17 protein-coding genes and 1 tRNA gene are annotated in these 18,822 nt (G+C 71.3%); 10 read left to right on the top strand and 8 right to left on the bottom strand.

Annotated features, from left to right (window positions below; translation table 11 throughout):
- Positions 1-240: 240 nt before the first annotated feature.
- Positions 241-1,248 carry a ribose-phosphate pyrophosphokinase gene (locus tag KBY81_RS02415; protein ID WP_254975480.1) on the top strand — a complete coding sequence of 336 codons (1,008 nt, stop codon included), beginning with the start codon at positions 241-243 and terminating at the stop codon, positions 1,246-1,248.
- Positions 1,249-1,259: 11 nt separating this feature from the next.
- Positions 1,260-2,513 carry a glycoside hydrolase family 10 protein gene (locus KBY81_RS02410; protein ID WP_254970985.1) on the top strand — a complete coding sequence of 418 codons (1,254 nt, stop codon included), beginning with the start codon at positions 1,260-1,262 and terminating at the stop codon, positions 2,511-2,513.
- Here the strand turns inward: KBY81_RS02410 and pepN are convergent.
- From pepN to KBY81_RS02395, 3 genes are all read right to left on the bottom strand, one after another.
- Complete coding sequence (pepN, locus tag KBY81_RS02405) at positions 2,510-5,239, bottom strand: aminopeptidase N (protein WP_254975479.1); 2,730 nt, start codon at positions 5,237-5,239, stop codon at positions 2,510-2,512. The genes KBY81_RS02410 and pepN overlap by 4 nt on opposite strands.
- 7 nt (positions 5,240-5,246) lie before the next feature.
- Entirely contained in the window at positions 5,247-5,687 is a 441-nt protein-coding gene (locus KBY81_RS02400) for a cAMP phosphodiesterase (RefSeq protein WP_254975478.1), read from the bottom strand.
- A gap of 113 nt (positions 5,688-5,800) precedes the next feature.
- Positions 5,801-6,358: a hypothetical protein gene (locus KBY81_RS02395; protein WP_254970992.1), complete on the bottom strand. Its 558-nt coding sequence runs from the start codon at positions 6,356-6,358 to the stop codon at positions 5,801-5,803.
- Between the two features lie 171 nt (positions 6,359-6,529).
- On the opposite strand from KBY81_RS02395, the gene KBY81_RS02390 reads away from it, so the two are divergent.
- Positions 6,530-7,699, top strand: coding sequence for a histidine kinase (locus tag KBY81_RS02390; protein ID WP_106219789.1), 1,170 nt, complete (start codon positions 6,530-6,532; stop codon positions 7,697-7,699).
- A 64-nt stretch (positions 7,700-7,763) separates the two neighbouring features.
- A tRNA-Glu gene (locus KBY81_RS02385) sits at positions 7,764-7,836 on the top strand.
- 115 nt (positions 7,837-7,951) lie between these two features.
- Here KBY81_RS02385 and KBY81_RS02380 read toward each other — a convergent pair.
- On the bottom strand, positions 7,952-8,470 hold the full coding sequence (locus tag KBY81_RS02380; protein WP_106219790.1) for an SRPBCC family protein: 519 nt from the start codon (positions 8,468-8,470) through the stop codon (positions 7,952-7,954).
- A gap of 230 nt (positions 8,471-8,700) precedes the next feature.
- Between KBY81_RS02380 and petH the strand changes: the two genes are divergently transcribed.
- The 6 genes from petH to KBY81_RS02350 all read left to right on the top strand — a co-directional run bounded on the left by petH (position 8,701) and on the right by KBY81_RS02350 (position 15,481).
- Positions 8,701-9,873, top strand: a complete 1,173-nt coding sequence (gene petH, locus KBY81_RS02375; protein ID WP_254975477.1) for a ferredoxin--NADP reductase — start codon at positions 8,701-8,703, stop codon at positions 9,871-9,873.
- Between the two features lie 158 nt (positions 9,874-10,031).
- The gene (gene zwf / locus KBY81_RS02370; protein WP_106219791.1) at positions 10,032-11,555 is read left to right on the top strand and encodes a glucose-6-phosphate dehydrogenase; all 1,524 of its coding nucleotides are present in this window, start codon (positions 10,032-10,034) and stop codon (positions 11,553-11,555) included.
- 70 nt (positions 11,556-11,625) lie between these two features.
- Positions 11,626-12,924, top strand: a complete 1,299-nt coding sequence (locus KBY81_RS02365) for a glucose-6-phosphate dehydrogenase assembly protein OpcA (RefSeq protein WP_106219792.1) — start codon at positions 11,626-11,628, stop codon at positions 12,922-12,924.
- 37 nt (positions 12,925-12,961) lie between these two features.
- Positions 12,962-14,449, top strand: a complete 1,488-nt coding sequence (locus KBY81_RS02360) for a cobyrinate a,c-diamide synthase (RefSeq protein ID WP_254975485.1) — start codon at positions 12,962-12,964, stop codon at positions 14,447-14,449.
- Positions 14,446-14,730, top strand: coding sequence for an acylphosphatase (locus tag KBY81_RS02355; RefSeq protein WP_106219794.1), 285 nt, complete (start codon positions 14,446-14,448; stop codon positions 14,728-14,730). Before KBY81_RS02360 ends, KBY81_RS02355 begins: the two co-directional genes overlap by 4 nt.
- A gap of 64 nt (positions 14,731-14,794) precedes the next feature.
- Entirely contained in the window at positions 14,795-15,481 is a 687-nt protein-coding gene (locus tag KBY81_RS02350; RefSeq protein ID WP_106219795.1) for a GAP family protein, read from the top strand.
- A 4-nt stretch (positions 15,482-15,485) separates the two neighbouring features.
- Here the strand turns inward: KBY81_RS02350 and KBY81_RS02345 are convergent, their stop codons facing one another.
- The 4 genes from KBY81_RS02345 to crtE are packed head-to-tail and all read right to left on the bottom strand — an operon-like array spanning position 15,486 to position 18,807.
- Positions 15,486-15,851, bottom strand: coding sequence for a hypothetical protein (locus KBY81_RS02345; RefSeq protein ID WP_254975476.1), 366 nt, complete (start codon positions 15,849-15,851; stop codon positions 15,486-15,488).
- A 12-nt stretch (positions 15,852-15,863) separates the two neighbouring features.
- The gene (locus tag KBY81_RS02340; RefSeq protein ID WP_254975475.1) at positions 15,864-17,366 is read right to left on the bottom strand and encodes an AAA family ATPase; all 1,503 of its coding nucleotides are present in this window, start codon (positions 17,364-17,366) and stop codon (positions 15,864-15,866) included.
- Positions 17,363-17,908, bottom strand: coding sequence for a divergent PAP2 family protein (locus KBY81_RS02335; RefSeq protein WP_254971007.1), 546 nt, complete (start codon positions 17,906-17,908; stop codon positions 17,363-17,365). Before KBY81_RS02335 ends, KBY81_RS02340 begins: the two co-directional genes overlap by 4 nt.
- Positions 17,905-18,807 (bottom strand): geranylgeranyl diphosphate synthase CrtE, encoded by a 903-nt coding sequence (gene crtE, locus KBY81_RS02330; RefSeq protein WP_181279988.1) that lies wholly within the window; start codon positions 18,805-18,807, stop codon positions 17,905-17,907. The genes KBY81_RS02335 and crtE overlap by 4 nt, the downstream gene beginning before the upstream one ends.
- Between the last annotated feature and the right edge of the window lie 15 nt (positions 18,808-18,822).

The following is an 18,822-nucleotide window of genomic DNA, read 5'->3' as shown; positions in this document are numbered from 1 at the left end:
CCCGCCAGGCCGGCATCGGGATCGCCGGCGCCGGCCAGCTGCCGCAGGGCCACGCCTTCGGCGGCGGCCAGCCGCGCCGCCACCGCCGCCAGGCCCTCCAGCTCCCGCTGCCGCCCCAGGCCCACCAGCAGCAGGCCACCCTTCGGCTCGGCGCCGAACCCTGAAACCGACATGGTTGTTTGCACTGTCTGGGCCGGCTCGCTTCTACCATCGTGCTGCGAAGCCACGCCGCCTGCGCCCTTGGCCACTTTCTCGACCGCTGAACAGGTGGAGCAGAGCGGGCAGCCGCCCCTCACCAGCCATGACCCCCGGCGGCTGCGGCTGTTCTGCGGCAACGCCAACCCCGACCTGGCCCGGGAGATCGGCGCCTATCTCGGCGTTCCCGACGGCCCGCGGGTGATCAAGCGCTTTGCCGATGGCGAGGTCTACATCCAGATCCAGGAGTCGATCCGCGGCTGCGACGTCTTCCTTATCCAGCCCACCTGTGCTCCGGTGAACGATCACCTGATGGAGCTGATGATCATGGTGGACGCCTGCCGTCGGGCTTCGGCGCGCCAGATCACCGCCGTCATCCCCTACTACGGCTATGCCCGCGCCGACCGCAAGACCGCCGGCCGCGAATCGATCACCGCCAAGCTGGTGGCCAACCTGCTGGTCAAATCCGGCGTCGAGCGGGTGCTGGCCATGGACCTGCACTCCTCCCAGATCCAGGGCTACTTCGACATCCCCTGTGACCACATCTACGGCTCTCCCGTGCTGGTCGACTACCTCGCGACCCGCGATCTCGGTGAGGTGGTGGTGGTCTCCCCCGACGTGGGCGGCGTGGCCCGGGCCCGGGCCTTCGCCAAGCAGATGAAGGATGCGCCCCTGGCCATCATCGACAAGCGCCGCTCCGGCCACAACGTGGCCGAGAGCCTCACCGTGATCGGCGATGTGGCCGGCAAGACGGCGATCCTGATCGACGACATGATCGACACCGGCGGCACCATCTGCCAGGGGGCCCGGCTGCTGCGGGCCCGCGGCGCCGCCCGGGTGCTGGCCTGCGCCACCCACGCCGTGTTCTCCCCCCCGGCCATCGAGCGCCTTTCCGAGCCGGGCCTGTTCGAGGAGGTGGTGGTCACCAACAGCATCCCCCTGGGCCCGTATCTCCACTTCCCCCAGCTGCGGGTGCTGTCGGTGGCCAACATGCTCGGTGAAGCCATCTGGCGCATCCACCAGGAGAGCTCGGTCAGCTCGATGTTCCGCTGAGCGGCCCCGCCATGGTCGCTCCCGAACCACCCGTCCGTCGGGTGCCCCTGAAGCGCTTCGCCCACCTCAAGCGCCACCTGCCGGTGCCCCTCACCGTGCTGGTCACAACCGTGCTGGCCCTCACCGTGGGAGCGCCCGCTCTTGCCGTCCCCCAGGGCCGCCTGCCGAAGAGCTTCGAGCGCCGCGTCGGGGTGTGGCTCACCAACAGCCCCAGCCCCCTCTACTACGACGCGACCCGCATCGAGACCGCCGTGGCGCAGCTCGATGCCGCCGGCTTCAACACCCTCTACCCCAACGTCTGGAGCCGGGGTGCCACCTTCCACCGCAGCCGCTGGGCGCCGCTGGAGCCGGCCCTGGCCCGCTCCAATCCCGGCCTCGACCCCATCTGCCGCTTCACCAAGGCCGCCCATCGCCGCGGCATGCAGGTGATCCCCTGGTTCGAGTACGGCCTGATGGAGCCGGCCGATGCGGAGGTCGTTGAGCGGAACCCGGAATGGGTGCTGCGCCGCTCCGACGGCAGTGCCCTCTACGCCATGCATGGCGCCAACCTCAAGACCTCCCCGCTCAGGGACCTGCGGGTGTGGCTGAATCCGGCCCACCCCGGGGTGCGGGCCCGCTTCATTGGACTGATCAAGGAGATCGTCCAGCGCTGCGGCGTGGACGGCATCCAGCTCGACGACCACTTCGCCTGGCCGGTGGAGCTGGGCTACGACCCCTACACCCGCGCCCTCTACCTGGCGGACACCGGCCGGGAGCCGCCCACCAACTTCAACGACCGTTACTGGATGAAGTGGCGCCGCCAGCAGCTCACCGCCCTGCTGCGGGAACTGCGGGCCACCCTGCAGGAGGTGGGCGGTCCGCGGCGCACGGTGATCAGCCTCTCGCCCGGCCCCTTCCGCTTCGCCTACAACCACTGGCTGCAGGACTGGGAGCTCTGGGCCCTGGGCGAACTGGTCGACGACCTGATCGTCCAGAACTACGCCTACTCAGTGAAGGGGTTCGCCCGCGACCTCGATCAGCCGGCGCTGGTCAAGGCCCGCCGCTGGGGCATGCCCGTGGAGATCGGCATCCTCTCCGGCTTCGGCGGCCGCACCCCCGACATGGCCACCCTGGAGCAGAAGGTGCGTCTCTCCGCCGCCCGGGGCCACGGGGTGATCTTCTTCTACTGGGAGGGGCTCTGGGGCCAGCACGCCGGTCCGGAGGGGGCCGCCTTCCGCCAGGCCGCCTTCCGGCGCCTCAACCGCGAGGTGTTCGGCGGCCGCTAGCCGTCCCCGCCGGCCGCTCCAAGGCATTGGCCCACCACCTCACGGGTGTTGGTGGAGAGCTCGGCGGCCGCCAGCCCCTCCAGGGCCTGCCGCATCCGCTGCCGCCGGCCGGGGCCGTAGCTCTGCCAGCGGCTGAACACCTTGGCCATGCGCGAGGCCGTGATCGGGTTGCGCTGGTCGAGGGCGACGATCTGGCCGGCCATGAAGCGGTAGCCGCTGCCGTCGGCGGCATGGAACACCGGCGGATTGCCCGCCAGCCCCCCCAGCACCGCCCGCACCGCGTTGGGCGCCGCCGGATCGAAGCGGGGATGGTCGAGCAGTCGCTGCACCCGCTCCAGCCCATCGGCGAACGGGGCGGACGCCTCCAGGGCGAACCAGGAATCGAGGATGACCGGCTTTTCCTCCCAGCGGGCGTAGAAGGCGTCCACCGCCTCCTGGCGGGAAGGAATCGGATGGTCCTGAAGCGCCCGCAGGCCCGCCCGGGCCAGGGTCATCGAGGGGCCATCCACCGCCGCGCGGGCCGCCGCGATCGCCGCCGCATCACCCGCGGCCACCCGCCAGCTCCAGATCGAGCCCGTCAGCATCCGGTCGCCCACCCCCTCGGGCCAGGCCAGCGACCACTGGGCGCTGACCCGCTCCAAGGCCCGCTCCAGGGGGTCGGCCAGGGCCTCGCCGAAGCGGCGGCGCAGGGCCTGCAGGGCGGCGAACAGGGCCGGTGGATCGGGCTCCGGCGCCCCATCCTCCAGTTCGGCCAGCCCCGGCAGGGCGAGCAGCACGCTGCGGCTGGCCTCCGAGAGGGAGGGGTCGGCCAGGATCCGCCCGAAGGCGTCGATCAGGGCATCCTCCAGCCCCCCATCCACCCGGCCGGCGGCGCGGCGCAGCAGGGCGCGGCGCAGCAGCACCTGGCCCGCGTCCCAGCGGGCGAAGGGGTCGCTGTCGGCGGCCAGAAGATGCACCAGCTCGCTGGAGGGGCGCCCCAGCACCACCTTCACCGGTGCCGAGAACTGGCGCAGCAGGGAGAGGGCCGGCGGCGGCGCCTGGGCCGGCAGCCCCTCGAAGCGGAACACCTGCTCCTCCTGATCGATCAGCAGCAGCCGCGTGCCCGCCCCCCAGCGGCGACCCAGCAGGGGCGCCGCGCCATGGTCCGGGTCCTCGGCCACCAGCCGCATCGGCAGGGGCTGGCCCGCCTGGCCCACCAGGCCCACGGCCAGGGGGATCACCAGGGGCTGCTTGTGGGGCTGGCCCGGGGTGGCGGGGGTGGACTGGCGCACGAACAGCTCCAGTGTCCCGGCCGCCTTGTTCCAGCGGCGCCGGATCCGCAGCACCGGCGTGCCCGCCTGGTGGTACCAGCGGCGGAACTGCCCGAAATCGAAGGGCGGCAGGCGGCAGCTATCGTCGAGTTCACCGGCGGCATCCTGCATCGCCTGCACGAAGTCCTCGCAGGTGGCGGCGGTGCCGTCGTGGCGCTCCACGTACAGCGCCATACCTCGCTGGAAGGTCTCCTCCCCCAGCAGGGTGTGCAGCACCCGGATCACCTCCGATCCCTTTTCGTAGATCGTGGTGGTATAGAAATTATCGATCGCCTGGTACTGGTCCGGCTGCACCGGATGGGCCGTCGGCCCCGCATCCTCCCGGAACTGGGTGTTGCGCAGCATCGCCACGTTCTCGATCCGGTTGAGCGCATGGCCATGCAGATCGGCCGAGAAGCTCTGATCCCGGAAGACGGTGAGGCCCTCCTTCAGCGAGAGCTGGAACCAGTCGCGGCAGGTGATGCGGTTGCCCGTCCAGTTGTGGAAGTACTCATGGGCGATCACACTTTCGATCCGCTCCAGCTCGCCATCGGTGGCCGTGGCGGCATCAGCCAGCACCAGCTTGGAGTTGAAGATGTTGAGGCTCTTGTTCTCCATCGCGCCCATGTTGAAGTGGCGCACCGCAACGATGTTGTATTCGTCGAGGTCGTAGGCCAGGCCATAGACGCGCTCGTCCCACTCCATCGCCCGCTTCAGGGACGCCATGGCGTGGGCGGTGAAGGGGGCATCGCCCGGCTCCACGTGCAGGCGCAGCTGCACGGTGCGGCCGTCAGCGGTGAGGAACGTGTCGCGCACCTCCTCCAGCCGGCCCGCCACCAGGGCGAACAGATAGGAGGGCTTGGGGAAGGGGTCGTCCCAGACGGCGTAGTGACGGGCTTCTCCGCCTGTCCCGGGCGGCAGGTCGCCGGCCTCGATGCCGTTGCCGTTGGAGAGCAGCACCGGGCAGCTCTCCCGGTCGGCCTCGATCCGCACCCGGAAGCGGCTCAGCAGGTCGGGGCGATCCGGGTGGTAAGTGATGCGGCGGAAGCCCTCCGCCTCGCACTGGGTGGTGACCATCCCCCCGCTCACATACAGCCCCTCGAGGCTGGTGTTAGCCCGCGGATCGAGCCACACCGTGCTGGTGAGCACGAACGGCCGTTGGGGCGGCTGCAGCACCAGCAGCCGGTCGTCCTCCAGCCGATAGGCCTCGGGGGGCAGGGGCACGCCATCGAGCGCCAAGGCCCGCAGCTCCAGATCCACCCCCCGCAGCTCCAGCGGCTCAGCCGCCACCTCCGGCCCCTCCGGCGCGCCTGGCCTGGGCAGGAACGCCAGCCGCGCCTCCACCAGGGCATGGTCGGCGAACAGGCGCACCGTCAGGTCGGTGCGCTCCAGCAGGTAGGGCGCCGGACGGTAGTCGGCGAGGCGGACGAGGGTCATCCCAGGCTTACCTGGGGGCCGCCGGAGTGGCAGGAGCCGGGGCCCCAGGCCGGGCCGCGCCCTGCTGCTTGATGGCGTCCTGAACCTTCTTCATGACGTCGGCCGGCACCTCCTTGGGGCAGATCTCGGCGGCACCGAGCACGGCCGAGTTGATGGCGCCGCGGCGCAGCTCCTCGATGGTGAGGGCCTTGGTGCCCACCTGCTGGATCTCGCCCTTGTGCTGGCCGAGGATCAGCTGGGCGATGGTTTCGCCGGCGATGCCCACCGATTTCTCGAAGTCGACGCCGGCGGCGCGGGAGATGCAGACGTTCACGGCGCCGATGCGGGTGTAGAGCCCCATCTCGGCGGGGGTGGCCGGTGCCGCCTGGGCGGCCAGAGGTGCCAGCAGCAGCGGCATGGCGACCAGGGGCACCAGCAGCGGCCGGGAGCGGCGGAGCAGGAGAGACAAGGGGTAGGGGATCCGTGAACCACCATCGTGCTGCATCGCAGCAGCCGCCACACCCGCCGCTGAGACCGCTCCGCGAGGCGGCCCAGTCGCCGGGGCCCCGGCCCTGACAGCGATTAACCGATCGGCTCTCCCGCCGCCTCCAGCCGGATCTCGTGGTGGTGCTCCACCAGCTCGAGGCTGCCGTGGCGCCAGGTGTGGATCGAGCGGGAGCGGTAGCGGTCCTGGTCCACCAGGCGGATCTGTTCGAGAACTTCCCAGTCGTCGTAGTGGGACTGGAACGCCATGGTGTGCTCATCGATCTGGCGGATCTGGCTGACCGTGGGGGCCCCCGCCAGGTAGCCGCAGCTGCGGCGCAGCTGGTGACCGCACAGCCAGGCCTCCATCGTGCCCTCGGGCCGGTAGTCGGGCTTGGTGTCGAAGAACGGCTGGTGGCCCTCCGCCCACCAGGTGAACCGGTAGCCCTCATCCCCGTCCACCAGTTCGCGGTGGACCTCGATGCGCAGGTTCATGTCCACCCGCAGCACCGCGTCGTCCTCGGTGAAGAAATAGGTGCGGCGCGAGCGCCAGAGCCCCAGGTTGCGGGCGAACCAGCGCCGCAGGCTGGTGTCGAGGCGGATGCGGCTCTGCACGGCAGGAACCCTGGAGAGACCGGGCTGGGTCGGTGTGGTCATGGCGGGCCCACCCAGGCGCACGGACGCGATCCCTGAAGTGCTAGCGACGTTTCCGGGTTCTGCCCAAAACCCCATAAGGTTGGGGGCGTTGCCGCATCCCTGCCTTTGCCGGTCCTGGGGGAGCCCGATTTCCCGCCCTTGCCGTCGTCGCCGTCGCCGCCGCCCTCGGCGGTGGCCGAGGCCGGCCCCGTCACCGGTGAGGCCCAGAAACCGCTCAAGCTGCTGCTGGTGGCGGCCCGCCATCACATGGCCTCCGCCGACCTGCGGGCCCTACTGGCCTTCCTGCAATCGGAGGACTGCACCTGCAAGGTCTCCCTCCAGGTGGCCGATCCGGCCGACCATCCCGAGCTGCTGGAACTGCACCGGCTGGTGGCCACCCCGGCCCTGATCAAGCTCGATCCCCTGCCCAAGCAGGTCTTCGCCGGCAACACCCTGGCCCAGCAGCTGCGCATCTGGCTGCCCCGCTGGCAGCAGATGGAGGTGGTCACCACCCTGGGACTCAGCCTGCGGCCGGCGGAGATGGATGGCAGCCGCAGCCAGCGGGAGGTGCAGCTCGAGGACCAGCTGCTGGTGCTGCGTCAGGAGAACGAAACCCTGATCGAGCGGCTGGGCGTCCAGGAACGGCTGCTGCGCATGGTGGCCCACGAGCTGCGCACCCCCCTCACCGCCGCCAAGCTGGCCCTGCAGAGCCATGCCCTGGGCCAGATCGACGAGAGCCGCTTCCGCGACGTGCTCAACCGCCGGCTCGATGACATCGAGGCCCTCTCCCGGGACCTGCTGGAGGTGGGCACCACCCGCTGGGAGGCCCTGTTCAACCCCCAGCGCCTGGACCTGAGCCAGGTGGCCGCCGAGGCCATCCTGGAGCTGGAGAAGCTCTGGGTGGGCCGGGGGCTGCAGCTGGTCACCGACATCCCCGCCGACCTGCCCGACGTCCACGCCGACCAGCGGCGCATGCGCCAGGTGTTCCTCAACCTGCTGGAGAACGCCCTCAAGTTCACCCCCGACGGCGGCAAGGTGAGCCTCAGCCTCATGCACCGCACCAGCCAGTGGGTGCAGGTGAGCATCTGCGACAGCGGGCCGGGGATTCCCCGTGAGGAGCAGCACCGCATCTTCCAGGACCGGGTGCGGCTGCCCCAGACCTCCGGCACCACCTCCGGCTTCGGCGTGGGCCTGTCGGTGTGCCGCCGCATCGCGGAGGTGCATGGGGGCCGCATCTGGGTGGTGTCCGAGCCGGGTGAGGGCGCCTGCTTCAACTTCACCGTGCCGGTCTGGACCGGCCAGAGCTCCCCGGAACCGGACCGTTCCGCCCCCGGTCGGCCCGCCGCCGAGGACCTTCCTTGACGAAGGGTCCCTCCGGCCCGTAGCGTCCAGCACATCAGATCGGCGCTAAGCCGGCTGTGGCCTCGCCCCCATCGTCTAGAGGCCTAGGACACCTCCCTTTCACGGAGGCGACAGGGGTTCGAATCCCCTTGGGGGTATGCATCGGTTCCGGGCTCGGGGCAGTTTCGTCCTGACCCGCGCCACTTTTTCAGAGCTGCTGTTCAGCAGCTTGCACGCCATGCCGTTGGCAGCATGGCCGTATGGTGAAGAGCCTCAGAGCAGCTGGGCGCGGCGCTGGGCTTCCCGCTGCACACCCCGCAGGTTGCTGGCCAGATCCTCCTTGAGCCGCTGCTCGATCAGGCCGATCGGCATGCCCGGCTTGCCCTGGACGGTGAGGTCGTAGAGGAGCCAGGTGCTGGTGGCGTCGACGCCCACCTGCCAGACGCCCTGGAAGCAGCGGAAATCGCCCTCCAGCATCCGGAAGGCCAGGCGCCCCTGCTCGGGTTCCTCGCTGAGCTCCAGCTGGACACGGGCACTGAAGCGCAGACCGCAGAACTGCTGGGTGCCCACCTGCTCCAGGGCCACCAGGTTGCCGCGGCGCCAGAGCTGGCGGGAGCTGGCGAGATTGGGAATGAAACGGTCGAGGTGGTCGTAGTCGGTGAGCACCGCCCAGATCCACTCCGGGGCGAGATCGAGGCGCAGCTGCACCGCCAGGCGCCGGGTGCCCTGGGGGAGACGCTCCATCTCCTGCTGAATCGTGTCGAGGGCGCAACTGGCCTCTCTGGCGACCATGGCCTCGGTTGACGGGAGGTGCACGGGGCTGGGAAACGACGCCAGAAGCTGTGCCAAGACGGATCGGAGCTCGCTCGGGGCTTGCGTGAGGGTGGCAGCGATCGGCACCGAGAATGGTGCGACGGAACACAAACTAACCGGTGTGTCCGGATTCCGGTCAACGAATCCGCACCGAGGGGGTGTGGGGCGAGTTCTCTATGATCGGCCCGATTTTCGGCTCCGACGCCCGCATGCGTGTTTCCACCGGCAAGGCCACCCAGTCCGACGGCCGCATGTTCACGGTTGTGGTCGAAGGCTTCGGCGTCGGCGTGCAGCGGCGGGCCGAGCGCCGGATCACCGTGCCCTTCCCCCAGCTGCAGCGCCTGATGCAGACCATCGCCCAGCAGGGCGGTCGCATCAAGGCCGTGACCGCCGAGGAGGTGCCCGAGGGCTCCCCCACCCCAGTCGCCGGTGACGCTGCGGTCTCCGACGCCCCGGCCGCCCCCCCCACCCCCGCCAAGAAAGCCCCCGTGAGCCACGCCGACGTCCCGGTCAACCTCTACAAGCCGAAGGATCCGTTCATCGGCACCGTCCTCGACAACTACAGCCTCCTGGCCGAAGGGGCCATCGGCCGGGTGAACCACATCACCTTCGACCTCTCGGAAGGCAACCTCCACTACGTCGAGGGCCAGAGCATCGGCATCATTCCCGATGGCGAGGACGCCAACGGCAAGCCCCACAAGCTCCGTCTGTACTCGATCGCCAGCACCCGCCACGGCGACAACTGCGAGGGCGGCACCGTCTCCCTCTGCGTCCGCCAGCTCCAGTACGAGAAGGACGGCACCACCATCAACGGGGTCTGCTCCACCTTCCTTTGCGACATCGAGCCCGGCGCCAAGGTGAAGATCACCGGCCCGGTGGGCAAGGAGATGCTCCTTCCCCCCGATGAGGACGCCAACATCATCATGCTGGCCACCGGCACCGGCATCGCTCCGATGCGCGCTTACCTGCGCCGCATGTTCGAGCCGGGCGAGCGCGCCAAGAACCCCGAATACCAGTTCCGCGGCAAGGCCTGGCTGATCATGGGTGTTCCCAAGACCCCCAACCTCCTCTATGAGGACGATTTCCAGCGCTATCTGGCCGAGTACCCGGAGAACTTCCGCTACACCAAGGCCATCAGCCGCGAGCAGCAGAACCCCAGCGGCGGCCGGATGTACATCCAGGACCGCGTCACCGAGCACGCCGATGAGATCTTCTCCCTGATCGAGGATCCCAGGACCCACGTCTACATGTGCGGTCTGCGCGGCATGGAGCCCGGCATCGACGAGGCCATGACCGCCGCCGCCGCCGCCAAGGGCCTCGACTGGAGCGAACTCCGTCCCCAGCTCAAGAAGGCCGACCGCTGGCACGTGGAGACCTACTGAACCCGCCCCCCAGGGGCCGTCGACCCAGGGCCCGCCACCGGCGGGCCTTTTTCATGGGGGACGATCCGAGAATGCACACACCGGCAGGGTCCCTGTGGCGGCGATGCAGCGGGAGGCCTGCGCCGCCGTTAAACCAGGGGTGACCGGACGCCCTCCCCATGACCGCCATCCTCACCAACCCGCTGCGGGTGGGCCTGCGCCAGGAGCGGGTGATCTCGCCCCAGTGCATCGTCATCTTCGGGGCCAGCGGTGATCTCACCCACCGCAAGCTGATCCCGGCGCTGTTCGAGCTGTTCCGCCAGCGACGCCTTCCCAGCGAGTTCGCCGTGCTCGGCTGCGCCCGAAGGCCCTGGAGCGATGAGGAGTTCCGCGAAAAGATGGGGGCCGCCCTGGCCGATGAGATCGCCTCCCATCGCACCGCCTGGGAGCAGTTCGCCCAGGGTCTCTTCTACGAGCCGGTCGACCTGCAGCAGCCCGAGCACCTGGTGCGCCTCGGCCAGCGGCTGGAGAGCATCGACCGGCTGCGGGCCACCCGGGGCAACCGCACCTTCTACCTCTCGGTCTCGCCGGAGTTCTACGGCAGCGGCTGCCGCGCCCTGGCCGGTGCCGGCCTGCTGGCCGATGCCGAGCGCAGCCGGGTGGTGATCGAAAAGCCCTTCGGCCGCGATTACGCCAGCGCCCAGGCCCTCAACAAGGTGGTGCAGGCCTGTGCCAAGGAAAGCCAGGTGTTCCGCATCGACCATTACCTGGGCAAGGAAACGGTCCAGAACATCCTGGTGCTGCGCTTTGCCAACACGATCTTCGAGCCGATCTGGAACCGCAACTACATCTCCAGCGTCCAGATCACCGCGGCCGAAACCGTGGGCGTGGAGGAGCGGGCCGGCTACTACGAGTCGTCCGGCGCCCTGCGGGACATGGTGCAGAACCACCTCACCCAGATCCTGGCCCTCACCGCCATGGAGGCCCCGGGGCGCTTCGATCCGGAGGCCATCCGCAACGAGAAGGCCAAGGTGCTGCAGTCGGCCAGCCTGGCCAACGAGGAGGAGCCCTGGAAGTGCTGCGTGCGGGGCCAGTACGCCGCCGGCGGCAGCATGGCCCGGCCCCTGCCGGGCTACCGCCAGGAGCCGGGGGTGAACGCCAACAGCACCACGGAAACCTATGTGGCCATGAAGGTGGCCATCAACAACTGGCGCTGGCAGGGGGTGCCCTTCTACCTGCGCACCGGCAAGCGGTTGCCGAAGCGCCTCAGCGAGGTGGTGCTCACCTTCCGGGAGGCCCCGGTGCACCTGTTCGACGCCGCCGGTGGCGCCCCCACCCCCAACCAGCTGATCCTGCGCATCCAGCCCGACGAGGGGGCCGAGTTCAAGTTCGAGGTCAAGGCCCCCGGCTCCGGCATGCGCAGCCGCCCGGTCGACATGGCCTTCAGCTACGACGAATCCTTCGGCGAGCCCTCCGACGAGGGCTACGTGCGGCTGCTCGCCGACGCCATGCTCGGCGATCCCACCCTGTTCACCCGCAGTGATGAGGTGGAAGCGGCCTGGCGGCTGTACACGCCGCTGCTGGCCCTGATCGAGGAATCCCCCTGGCAGCTGCCGGTCCAGCCCTACGAGGCCCGCACCTGGGGTCCCGCCGCCGCCGATGGCCTCCTGGCCAGGGACGGTCTGATCTGGCGGCGTCCCTGACGCACGGCCCCAGGGCCCCGCGCCCCCTTCCCCTTCCGCAGCCCCGCGATCCCCGCCCCCTTCCGCGCCCATGGCTCCCCAGCTCACCCTCCAGGCCCCCCTTGATCTGCCGCCCGAGGAGGTCAACCCCTACCTGCACCGCCTCTGGACCCACGATCTGGAGGGCTCCACCGGGGCCGCCACCTTCACCCTGGTGGTGTGGGAGCCGTCCTGGCTGGAGCAGCAGATGGTGCGCATCGGCCGGGTCGATGGCCCGATCACCGGCCTGCTGAGAACGGAGTTGCTGGAGGCGGCCCGCCAGGCCGTGCCGGAAACCGGTCTGCCCTACAGCACCGCACCGATGGATCCCCGCCTGGCCTGGGCCATCGGCCAGAAGGAGGGGAACCATCGCACCGAAGACCTGCGTGGCCAGTTCGTCGAGAGCGCCATCAGCGCCCACATGCCCCGGCGCCTGATCACCCTGGCCCCCACCCTCGATCCGGGCCATCCGCTCGAGACCCTGGTGGCGGCCTACTGCCCGCTGCCGGAGGAGGGGGGCGCCGGTGCCGCCTGCGGCGACGTGGTGGTGCTGCGTGGCGGCATGGGCGCCCTGAAGCAGAGCCTCGATCTGATCGGCTCCCTGGTGGACGACACCCTGCCCTGTTGGGTGTGGTGGAACAGCAGCCTGGATGAGCCCTCCGAGATGCTCGAGGCCCTGGCGCCGGTCCCGCGGCGGCTGGTGATCGACAGCTCCCTCGGGGAGCCGCGCCGCTGCCTCGACCTGATGCTGGCCCGGATCAGCGCCGGCCAGGCCGTCAACGACCTCAACTGGCTGCGGCTGCGCACCTGGCGCGAATCCCTGGCCATGGTGTTCGATCCCCCGTCCCGCCGCGATGCCCTCGGCCACGTGGTGCAGCTCGACATCGACGTCGAGGGGGACCACCCGGTGAAGGGGCTGCTGCTGGCCGCCTGGATCGCCGACCGCCTCGGCTGGCACCTGATCACCAGCTACGCGGTGGAGGTGGACGGGCCGGGCCCGGGGATCACGGCGGAGTTCGAGCGCACCGACGGGGTGGCGGTCCAGTTCACCCTCATGCCGGTGCCCATGGGCGCACCCAAGACCCACCCCGGCGCCATCGTCGGCATGCGGCTGATCTGTGAACCCCAGCAGCGGCCGCCCCTGTGCGTGATTCTCTGCTCGGAGTCCGGCGGCTGCATGCGGCTGGAATCCGGTGGCATGGCCAGCATGGAGCTGGCGGAGGGGGTGGTGCCCTTGCCGGAAGAAAGCGAGGAGATGGAGATGGCCCGCCTGCTCTCGGGCGGCCATGACTCCACCTCGCCGCTGCTGGCGGCCGCCGCGCCGCTGGCGGCGAGCCTGCTGCCAGGCTGAGGCACCTCCCGCCGGAGCGGCCGATGCCGCCGATCGCATGAGCTGCCTGATCGCGGCCCCCTGCAGCGGCAGCGGCAAGACCCTGCTGAGCCTCAGCCTGGCCGCCGTGGCCCGGGCACGGGGGGAGACCATCCAGCCCTTCAAGGTGGGGCCCGACTACCTCGACCCCCAGCTGCTGGGGGCGGTGGCCGGCCGGCCCTGCCGCAACCTCGACCCCCTGCTCTGCGGCGAGGAGTGGGTGCGGCGCAGCTACCGCTGGCACGGCGGCCGGGCCGGACGGGTGCTGGTGGAGGGGGTGATGGGCCTGTTCGACGGCCGCGGATCCGGCAGCGAGGGCAGCTCCGCCGCCGTAGCCGCCCTGCTGGGGCTGCCGGTGGTGCTGGTGGTGGAGGCGTCGCGCCAGGCCGGCAGCCTGGCGGCCCTGGTGCGCGGTTTCCGTGACCACGGCCCGCCCCGGGTGAGCCTGGCGGGGGTGGTGCTGAACCGGGTCGGCAGCGAGCGGCACCGGCTGCTCCTGGCCGAGGCCCTGGCCGCCATCGAGGTGCCCCTGCTGGGGGTGCTGCCCAGCCACCCCAGCCTGGAGCTGCCCTCCCGCCACCTGGGCCTGCTCACCCCGGGGGAGCTGGGGGATCTGGGCGAACGCCAGCGGATCTGGGCCGCCCTGGCCGAGGAGCACCTCGACCTGGCGCGGCTGTGGCCGCTGCTGGCGCCGCCGGCGCCGGCGCCGGAACGGCGCGATCCGATCCGCTGGTGCCTCGACCAGGTCCCGCCGGAGCGGGCCGCCGCTGGGGCTGGGGCGGGATCCGCCCTGGGGCAAGGTGCCGGCGGCGCCGCCCCCCCCCTGCCCGTGGCGATCGCCGGCGATGCGGCCTTCCACTTCCGCTACCCCGAGGCCCAGGAGCTGCTCCAGGCCTGCGGCCTCAGCCCCATGTCCTGGAGCCCCCTGGCCGACGATCCCCTGCCGCCCGACTGCCGGGCGGTGCTCCTCCCCGGCGGCTACCCCGAACTCCATGCCGCCCGGCTGGCGGCCAGCCGCCGCAGCCTCGGATCCCTCCGGGCCGCCGCCCGGGCCGGCCTGCCGATCGTGGCCGAATGCGGCGGTCTGCTGCTGCTGGGCCGGGAGCTGGAGGACCCGGACGGCCTGCCCCACCCGATGGCGGGCCTGCTCCCCTTCCGTGCCCGCCGGGGGCCCCTCAGCCTTGGCTACCGGCAGGCGCTGCCGATGGAAGACGGGCTGCTGGTGCGCCGCGGTGAATCCCTCTGCGGCCATGAGTTCCACCGCTGGCAGCTGCTGGCCCAGCCCTCCGGCGGCGACGTGTTGGCAGAGGCCCAGAGCCTGTGGCAACTTGAAGGATGGGGATCACCCGGGAGGATCGAAGGATGGAGCGCGCCGACCGTTCACGCCACCTGGCTGCACCTCCACTGGGCTGGATGCCCGGCGATTCCCTCGAGACTGGCCAGATCCGCCGCCAGCGCCGTGCCGCTGCCGAGGAACGCCGTTTCCTGCAACCCAGTCTCCGGGTGACGGCCACGCCCCAGGAGCGCTGGCGCATGAGCGTCCGCGGTCTGGTGCAGGGGGTGGGGTACCGGATGGGCTGTCGCCAGAAGGCCATCGACCTGGGCCTCAGCGGCTGGGTGCGCAACCGTCCCGACGGTTCGGTGGAGGTGGAGGCCGAGGGGCTGCCCGACCGCCTGGTGGAACTGCGGCTCTGGTGCGAGAAGGGCCCCCAGGGGGCCCAGGTCAGTGGCGTCACCAGCGGCCAGGTGGCCGTGGCGGGCACCGACTGGTTCGAGATCCGCCCCTGAGCACCGGCCGCCGCCGGCCAGTCGCGTCACGGCACCGGACAATGGGGCGTCACGGACCGCAGCGATGCCGACCCCCAGCCTCTGGAGCGAACTGTTCGGATTCGGCCTGGCGATCAGCTTCAGTCCGCTGCACATCGGCCTGCTGCTGCTGATCCTGCTGGGCCCCAGCCCGCTCCGCCGGGGCAGCTGGTTCGTGCTCGGCTGGCTGCTCACCTCCGCGGCGGCCATCGCCCTGCTGCTGAGTGTCGGCCACGGCCTGCTGCTCACCATGGAGCGCGGCACCGACCAGCGAACCGGCCTCGACCTGCTGGGGGCGGGCGGACTGCTCGCCCTCGGCCTCAACGGTCTGCTGAGCAGCCGCCAGGGGGGCGGCCCCCCCGGCTGGACCCGCCGGCTGGATGGCTTCTGCGCCCTGCCCCTGCCGCTCCTGCTCGGCCTCAGCGCCGCCGTGCAGGTATCGAGCCCCGACGACCTGTTCCTCTACGCCCGCACCGCCGCCAGCCTGCTCGAGGCCGGGCTCAGTCGGCCCCGGGAGGTGCTGACCACGGTGGTCTTCAGCCTGTTCTCCGGCACCCTGCTGCTGCTCCCGCTGGCGGGGCTGGTGCTGGTGGGGCAGGAGCGGCTCCTGCCGGTGCTCCAGGCGGGCAAGCTCTGGCTCTTCGACAACGCCGAACTGATCGTGGCGGCCATCTGCTTCGGCCTGGCCGCCTACCTGGGCTGGCAGGGCATCGAAGGCCTGCGGGCGGGGTGAGTGCTCAGGGGCCCGTCGGGGGCTCCTCGGCCTCCAGGATCCGGCCCAGATACTTGGGGTCGTGCAGGGTGCCGTGGCGGGAGAGGGGCAGCACGCGCTCCTTGGGCAGGCCGGGCAGGGGCTGGCGGGAGCGCAGCATCAGCCAGCGCCGCACCAGGACCACCACGCCCACCAGGGCCGCAGTGATTCCCAGGGCGCCCACGTCCGTCAGCAGCTCACCGCCGCCCGATCCCGCGTGGCCGCCGGCGTCGGCCGGCTTGGCCTCCGGCGCCGGGGTGGTGCCGATCCACTGGAAGGCTCCGGCCTGGGGAGTGGCCATGCCGAACGGTGCGGACAGGGGACGGGATTCCAGCACGAATCGGACGTCCACCACGCATCGTCGTCAAGAGGGTAACGGGTCGGGGCCTTTTTGTGCATCCCCGTTTCCGGTGCTGCCGGCGGCGGCGCCGGTGTCGCGCAGCCAGCGGTCCCAGTGCTCCCGATCGCCGGCGTCCGCGGCGGCCGCCATCAGGGTCACCGCCTGGCTGGCCCGGCTCACCGCCACGTAGACCAACCGCTGGCGCAGGGCGAGGTCGCGGGGCCAGAAGACGTCCTCGTCGATGAACACCTCGCCGAAGGTGCTGCCCTGGCTGCGGTGGACGGTGAGCACGGCCGCCGGTCCGAGGGAGGCGAAGGCGTCGCGCACCAGGAAGAAGCGGCGCCAGAGGGCCTTGCCGTCCTTCTGGCCCGCCTCCCGGGCCTGCAGCCGCAGCCGCTCCAGCACCCCATCCAGGCAGGCCCGCGCCGTGCTGCCGATCGGCGGCAGCAGGCGCAGGTTGAGCTGGGATTCGCCCGCCTCCACGGTGGCGTTGAGGGTGTCGATCACCGCCGCGCCGAGGGAGGCCTCGACGCCGAATTCGGCCAGGTCGCAGCGGTCGGGCCGCACGTCCCGCACCAGCAGCTCCCGGTTGCTGCCCAGCAGCAGGTCGGGCTCTTCGGCGGCGGCGTCCCCCTCCCGGCAGGCCGGTGCCATCACGGCCGTTCGGGTGATCAGCACCTCGCCGGGCAGCACCGGCAGCTGGTCGGCCATGGCACCGTGCAGGGCACGGCGGGCAATCGGCACCAGCCGCTCCAGGGACCGGTTGGTGTAGCAGAGGATCCGCGCCAGGTCGGGATCGTCGGCTTCGGCGCTGCGGCGCAGGCCCGCCTGGGCGGCCTCCAGCCAGTCGGCCCGCCCCAGCAGCGACACCCGGCCCTCGCTGGTGCGCACCGGATCCAGCAGCGGCGGCCGCCGGCAGGGCAGGGCCCCCTCCCGCAGCCCGCCGGCCAGCCGCAGCACCGGGCCCCCGTGGCGGACCACATGGGTCAGGGCCACCCGCCGGGCCCGCCCCAGGGCGAACACCGGACTTCGCTCCTCCCCCACCGGCGGCAGCTGGGCCGGATCCCCCACGAACACCAGCCGAGTGCGGTAGGCCTGGGCGCAGCGCAGGGTGATCTCCAGCAGGCCGCCATCCACCATGGAGGCCTCGTCGACCAGCACCAACCCGAGGTTTTCCAGCGCCAGGGCGGTCTGCAGGGTCTCCTCGCAGCGCTCCCGGTCCCCCTGCCGCTTCAGCTTCAGCCGCAGCAGCCGGTGGATCGTGGAGGGGTACCAGGTGGGGTGCAGACCCGCCAGGGCGAGGTGGTGGCGCAGCACCCCCACCGCCTTGTGGGTGGGGGCGACGACGGTCCAGCAGAGGCCGGCCCGCTCCGCCTGGGCCAGGAACCGCATCGACAGGAAGGTCTTGCCGGTGCCCGCGTAGCCCTCCAGCACGAACGGCACCCCGTCGGCCGGGGCCTCCAGCCAGGCGGCGAAGGCGGCGGCCGCCTGCTGCTGGTCGTCGCTCAGGCCGGTGTGATCGCTCACCCCAGCGGCAGCCAGCCGGCGCCCCGGGCGATCTGCAAGGGCGATCCCAGCAGGGCCAGGCCCGGCAGCGCCACCAGGGGGCCGATCAGGCTGCCGACCAGCACCTCGGCGCGGGTGTGGCCAAGGTTCTCCTTCAGGGGGCGCAGCACCGGGTCCGCCTCCGGCGGGCCGTCCTGGGGATGGGTGTCCCAGAGGCCGTCGGGGAGCCCGTTCACCCGCTCGGCCGTCAGTCCGGCGGCCCGCCGCACGCCGCTGGCGTCGTAGAGAACGATGAAGCAGAGCACGGCCGCCAGGGCGAACAGGGGGTCGGCGAATCCCAGCTCCCAGCCCAGGCCCGCGGCGGTGCCCGTCATCAGGGAGGAGTGGCTCGATGGCATGCCGCCCGTCTCGACCAGCACCGCCGGTCGCCAGCGGCGGTGCACCACCAGCTCGATCAGCAGCTTGGAGAGCTGGGCCACGCCGCAGGCGGCCAGGCCCCAGGCGAGCACACCGTTGTCCAGCAGCCCGCCGAGGGCATCGAAGGCGCCGATGGCCTCGCTCATCGGTCGCGACTGGTGATGTAGTCGGCCAGGGCCAGCAGGGGCGCGGCCTTGGCGCTCCAGGGTTCCAGCACCGCCTTGGCTTCACCCACCAGGGCATCGGCGCGCCGGCGGGATTCCTCCAGGCCCAGCAACTTGGGGTAGGTGGTCTTGTCGGCGGCCAGGTCCTTGCCCGCCGTCTTGCCCAGCACGTCGCTGCTGGCGGTGACATCAAGGATGTCGTCGATGATCTGGAAGGCCAGGCCGATGCCGCGGGCGTAGGTGCGCAGGGCCGCCAGCAGCTCCTCGGAGGCTCCGGCGATCAGGGCACCGGAGATCACGCAGGCGCGCAGCAGGGCGCCGGTCTTGTGGAGGTGGATGTACTCGAGGGTGTCGAGATCCACCTGGCGGGCCTCGCACTCCAGATCCACCACCTGGCCGCCCACCAGGCCGGGGGCGCCGGAGGCCAGGGACAGCTCGCCCACCACCTGCAGCAGCCGCTCGGGGGGAACCCCCGGACTGCGCAGGGCCACCATCTCGAAGGCGCGGGTCAGCAGGGCATCGCCGGCCAGGATGGCCTTGGCTTCTCCGTAGACCTTGTGGTTGGTGGGCCGGCCGCGGCGCAGGTCGTCGTTATCCATGGCGGGCAGATCGTCATGGATGAGCGACATGGTGTGGATCATCTCCATCGCCACCGCCGTGGGCATGGCCAGATCGGCGTCGCCGCCCGCCAGCTCGCAGGCCGCCAGGGTGAGGATCGGCCGCAGGCGCTTACCGCCCGCCAGCAGGGAGTAGCGCATCGCCTCCCGCAGCGACTCGGGCCGCTCGGGACCGAGGGAACTCTCCAGGGCGGCCTCCACCCGCCAGCGGGCCGCCTCCAGGTAGGCGGTGAAGTCGAAGGCCGTGCTCACCGCCGAGGTCATGGGGTCCTGAGTCTT

Source organism: Cyanobium sp. Lug-B, assembly GCF_024345635.1.
GTDB lineage: Bacteria > Cyanobacteriota > Cyanobacteriia > PCC-6307 > Cyanobiaceae > Cyanobium > Cyanobium minutissimum.
This window is presented reverse-complemented; position numbering and strand designations above follow the sequence as displayed.

Excerpts from the sequence above, each read along its gene's own strand:
- KBY81_RS02410 (WP_254970985.1), top strand. The coding sequence starts at position 1,260 with ATGGTCGCTCCCGAACCACCCGTCCGTCGGGTGCCCCTGAAGCGCTTC.
- pepN (WP_254975479.1), bottom strand. The coding sequence starts at position 5,239 with ATGACCCTCGTCCGCCTCGCCGACTACCGTCCGGCGCCCTACCTGCTG.
- KBY81_RS02395 (WP_254970992.1), bottom strand. The coding sequence starts at position 6,358 with ATGACCACACCGACCCAGCCCGGTCTCTCCAGGGTTCCTGCCGTGCAG.
- KBY81_RS02380 (WP_106219790.1), bottom strand. The coding sequence starts at position 8,470 with ATGGTCGCCAGAGAGGCCAGTTGCGCCCTCGACACGATTCAGCAGGAG.
- petH (WP_254975477.1), top strand. The coding sequence starts at position 8,701 with ATGCGTGTTTCCACCGGCAAGGCCACCCAGTCCGACGGCCGCATGTTC.
- zwf (WP_106219791.1), top strand. The coding sequence starts at position 10,032 with ATGACCGCCATCCTCACCAACCCGCTGCGGGTGGGCCTGCGCCAGGAG.
- KBY81_RS02365 (WP_106219792.1), top strand. The coding sequence starts at position 11,626 with ATGGCTCCCCAGCTCACCCTCCAGGCCCCCCTTGATCTGCCGCCCGAG.
- KBY81_RS02360 (WP_254975485.1), top strand. The coding sequence starts at position 12,962 with ATGAGCTGCCTGATCGCGGCCCCCTGCAGCGGCAGCGGCAAGACCCTG.
- KBY81_RS02350 (WP_106219795.1), top strand. The coding sequence starts at position 14,795 with ATGCCGACCCCCAGCCTCTGGAGCGAACTGTTCGGATTCGGCCTGGCG.
- KBY81_RS02335 (WP_254971007.1), bottom strand. The coding sequence starts at position 17,908 with ATGAGCGAGGCCATCGGCGCCTTCGATGCCCTCGGCGGGCTGCTGGAC.
- crtE (WP_181279988.1), bottom strand. The coding sequence starts at position 18,807 with ATGACCTCGGCGGTGAGCACGGCCTTCGACTTCACCGCCTACCTGGAG.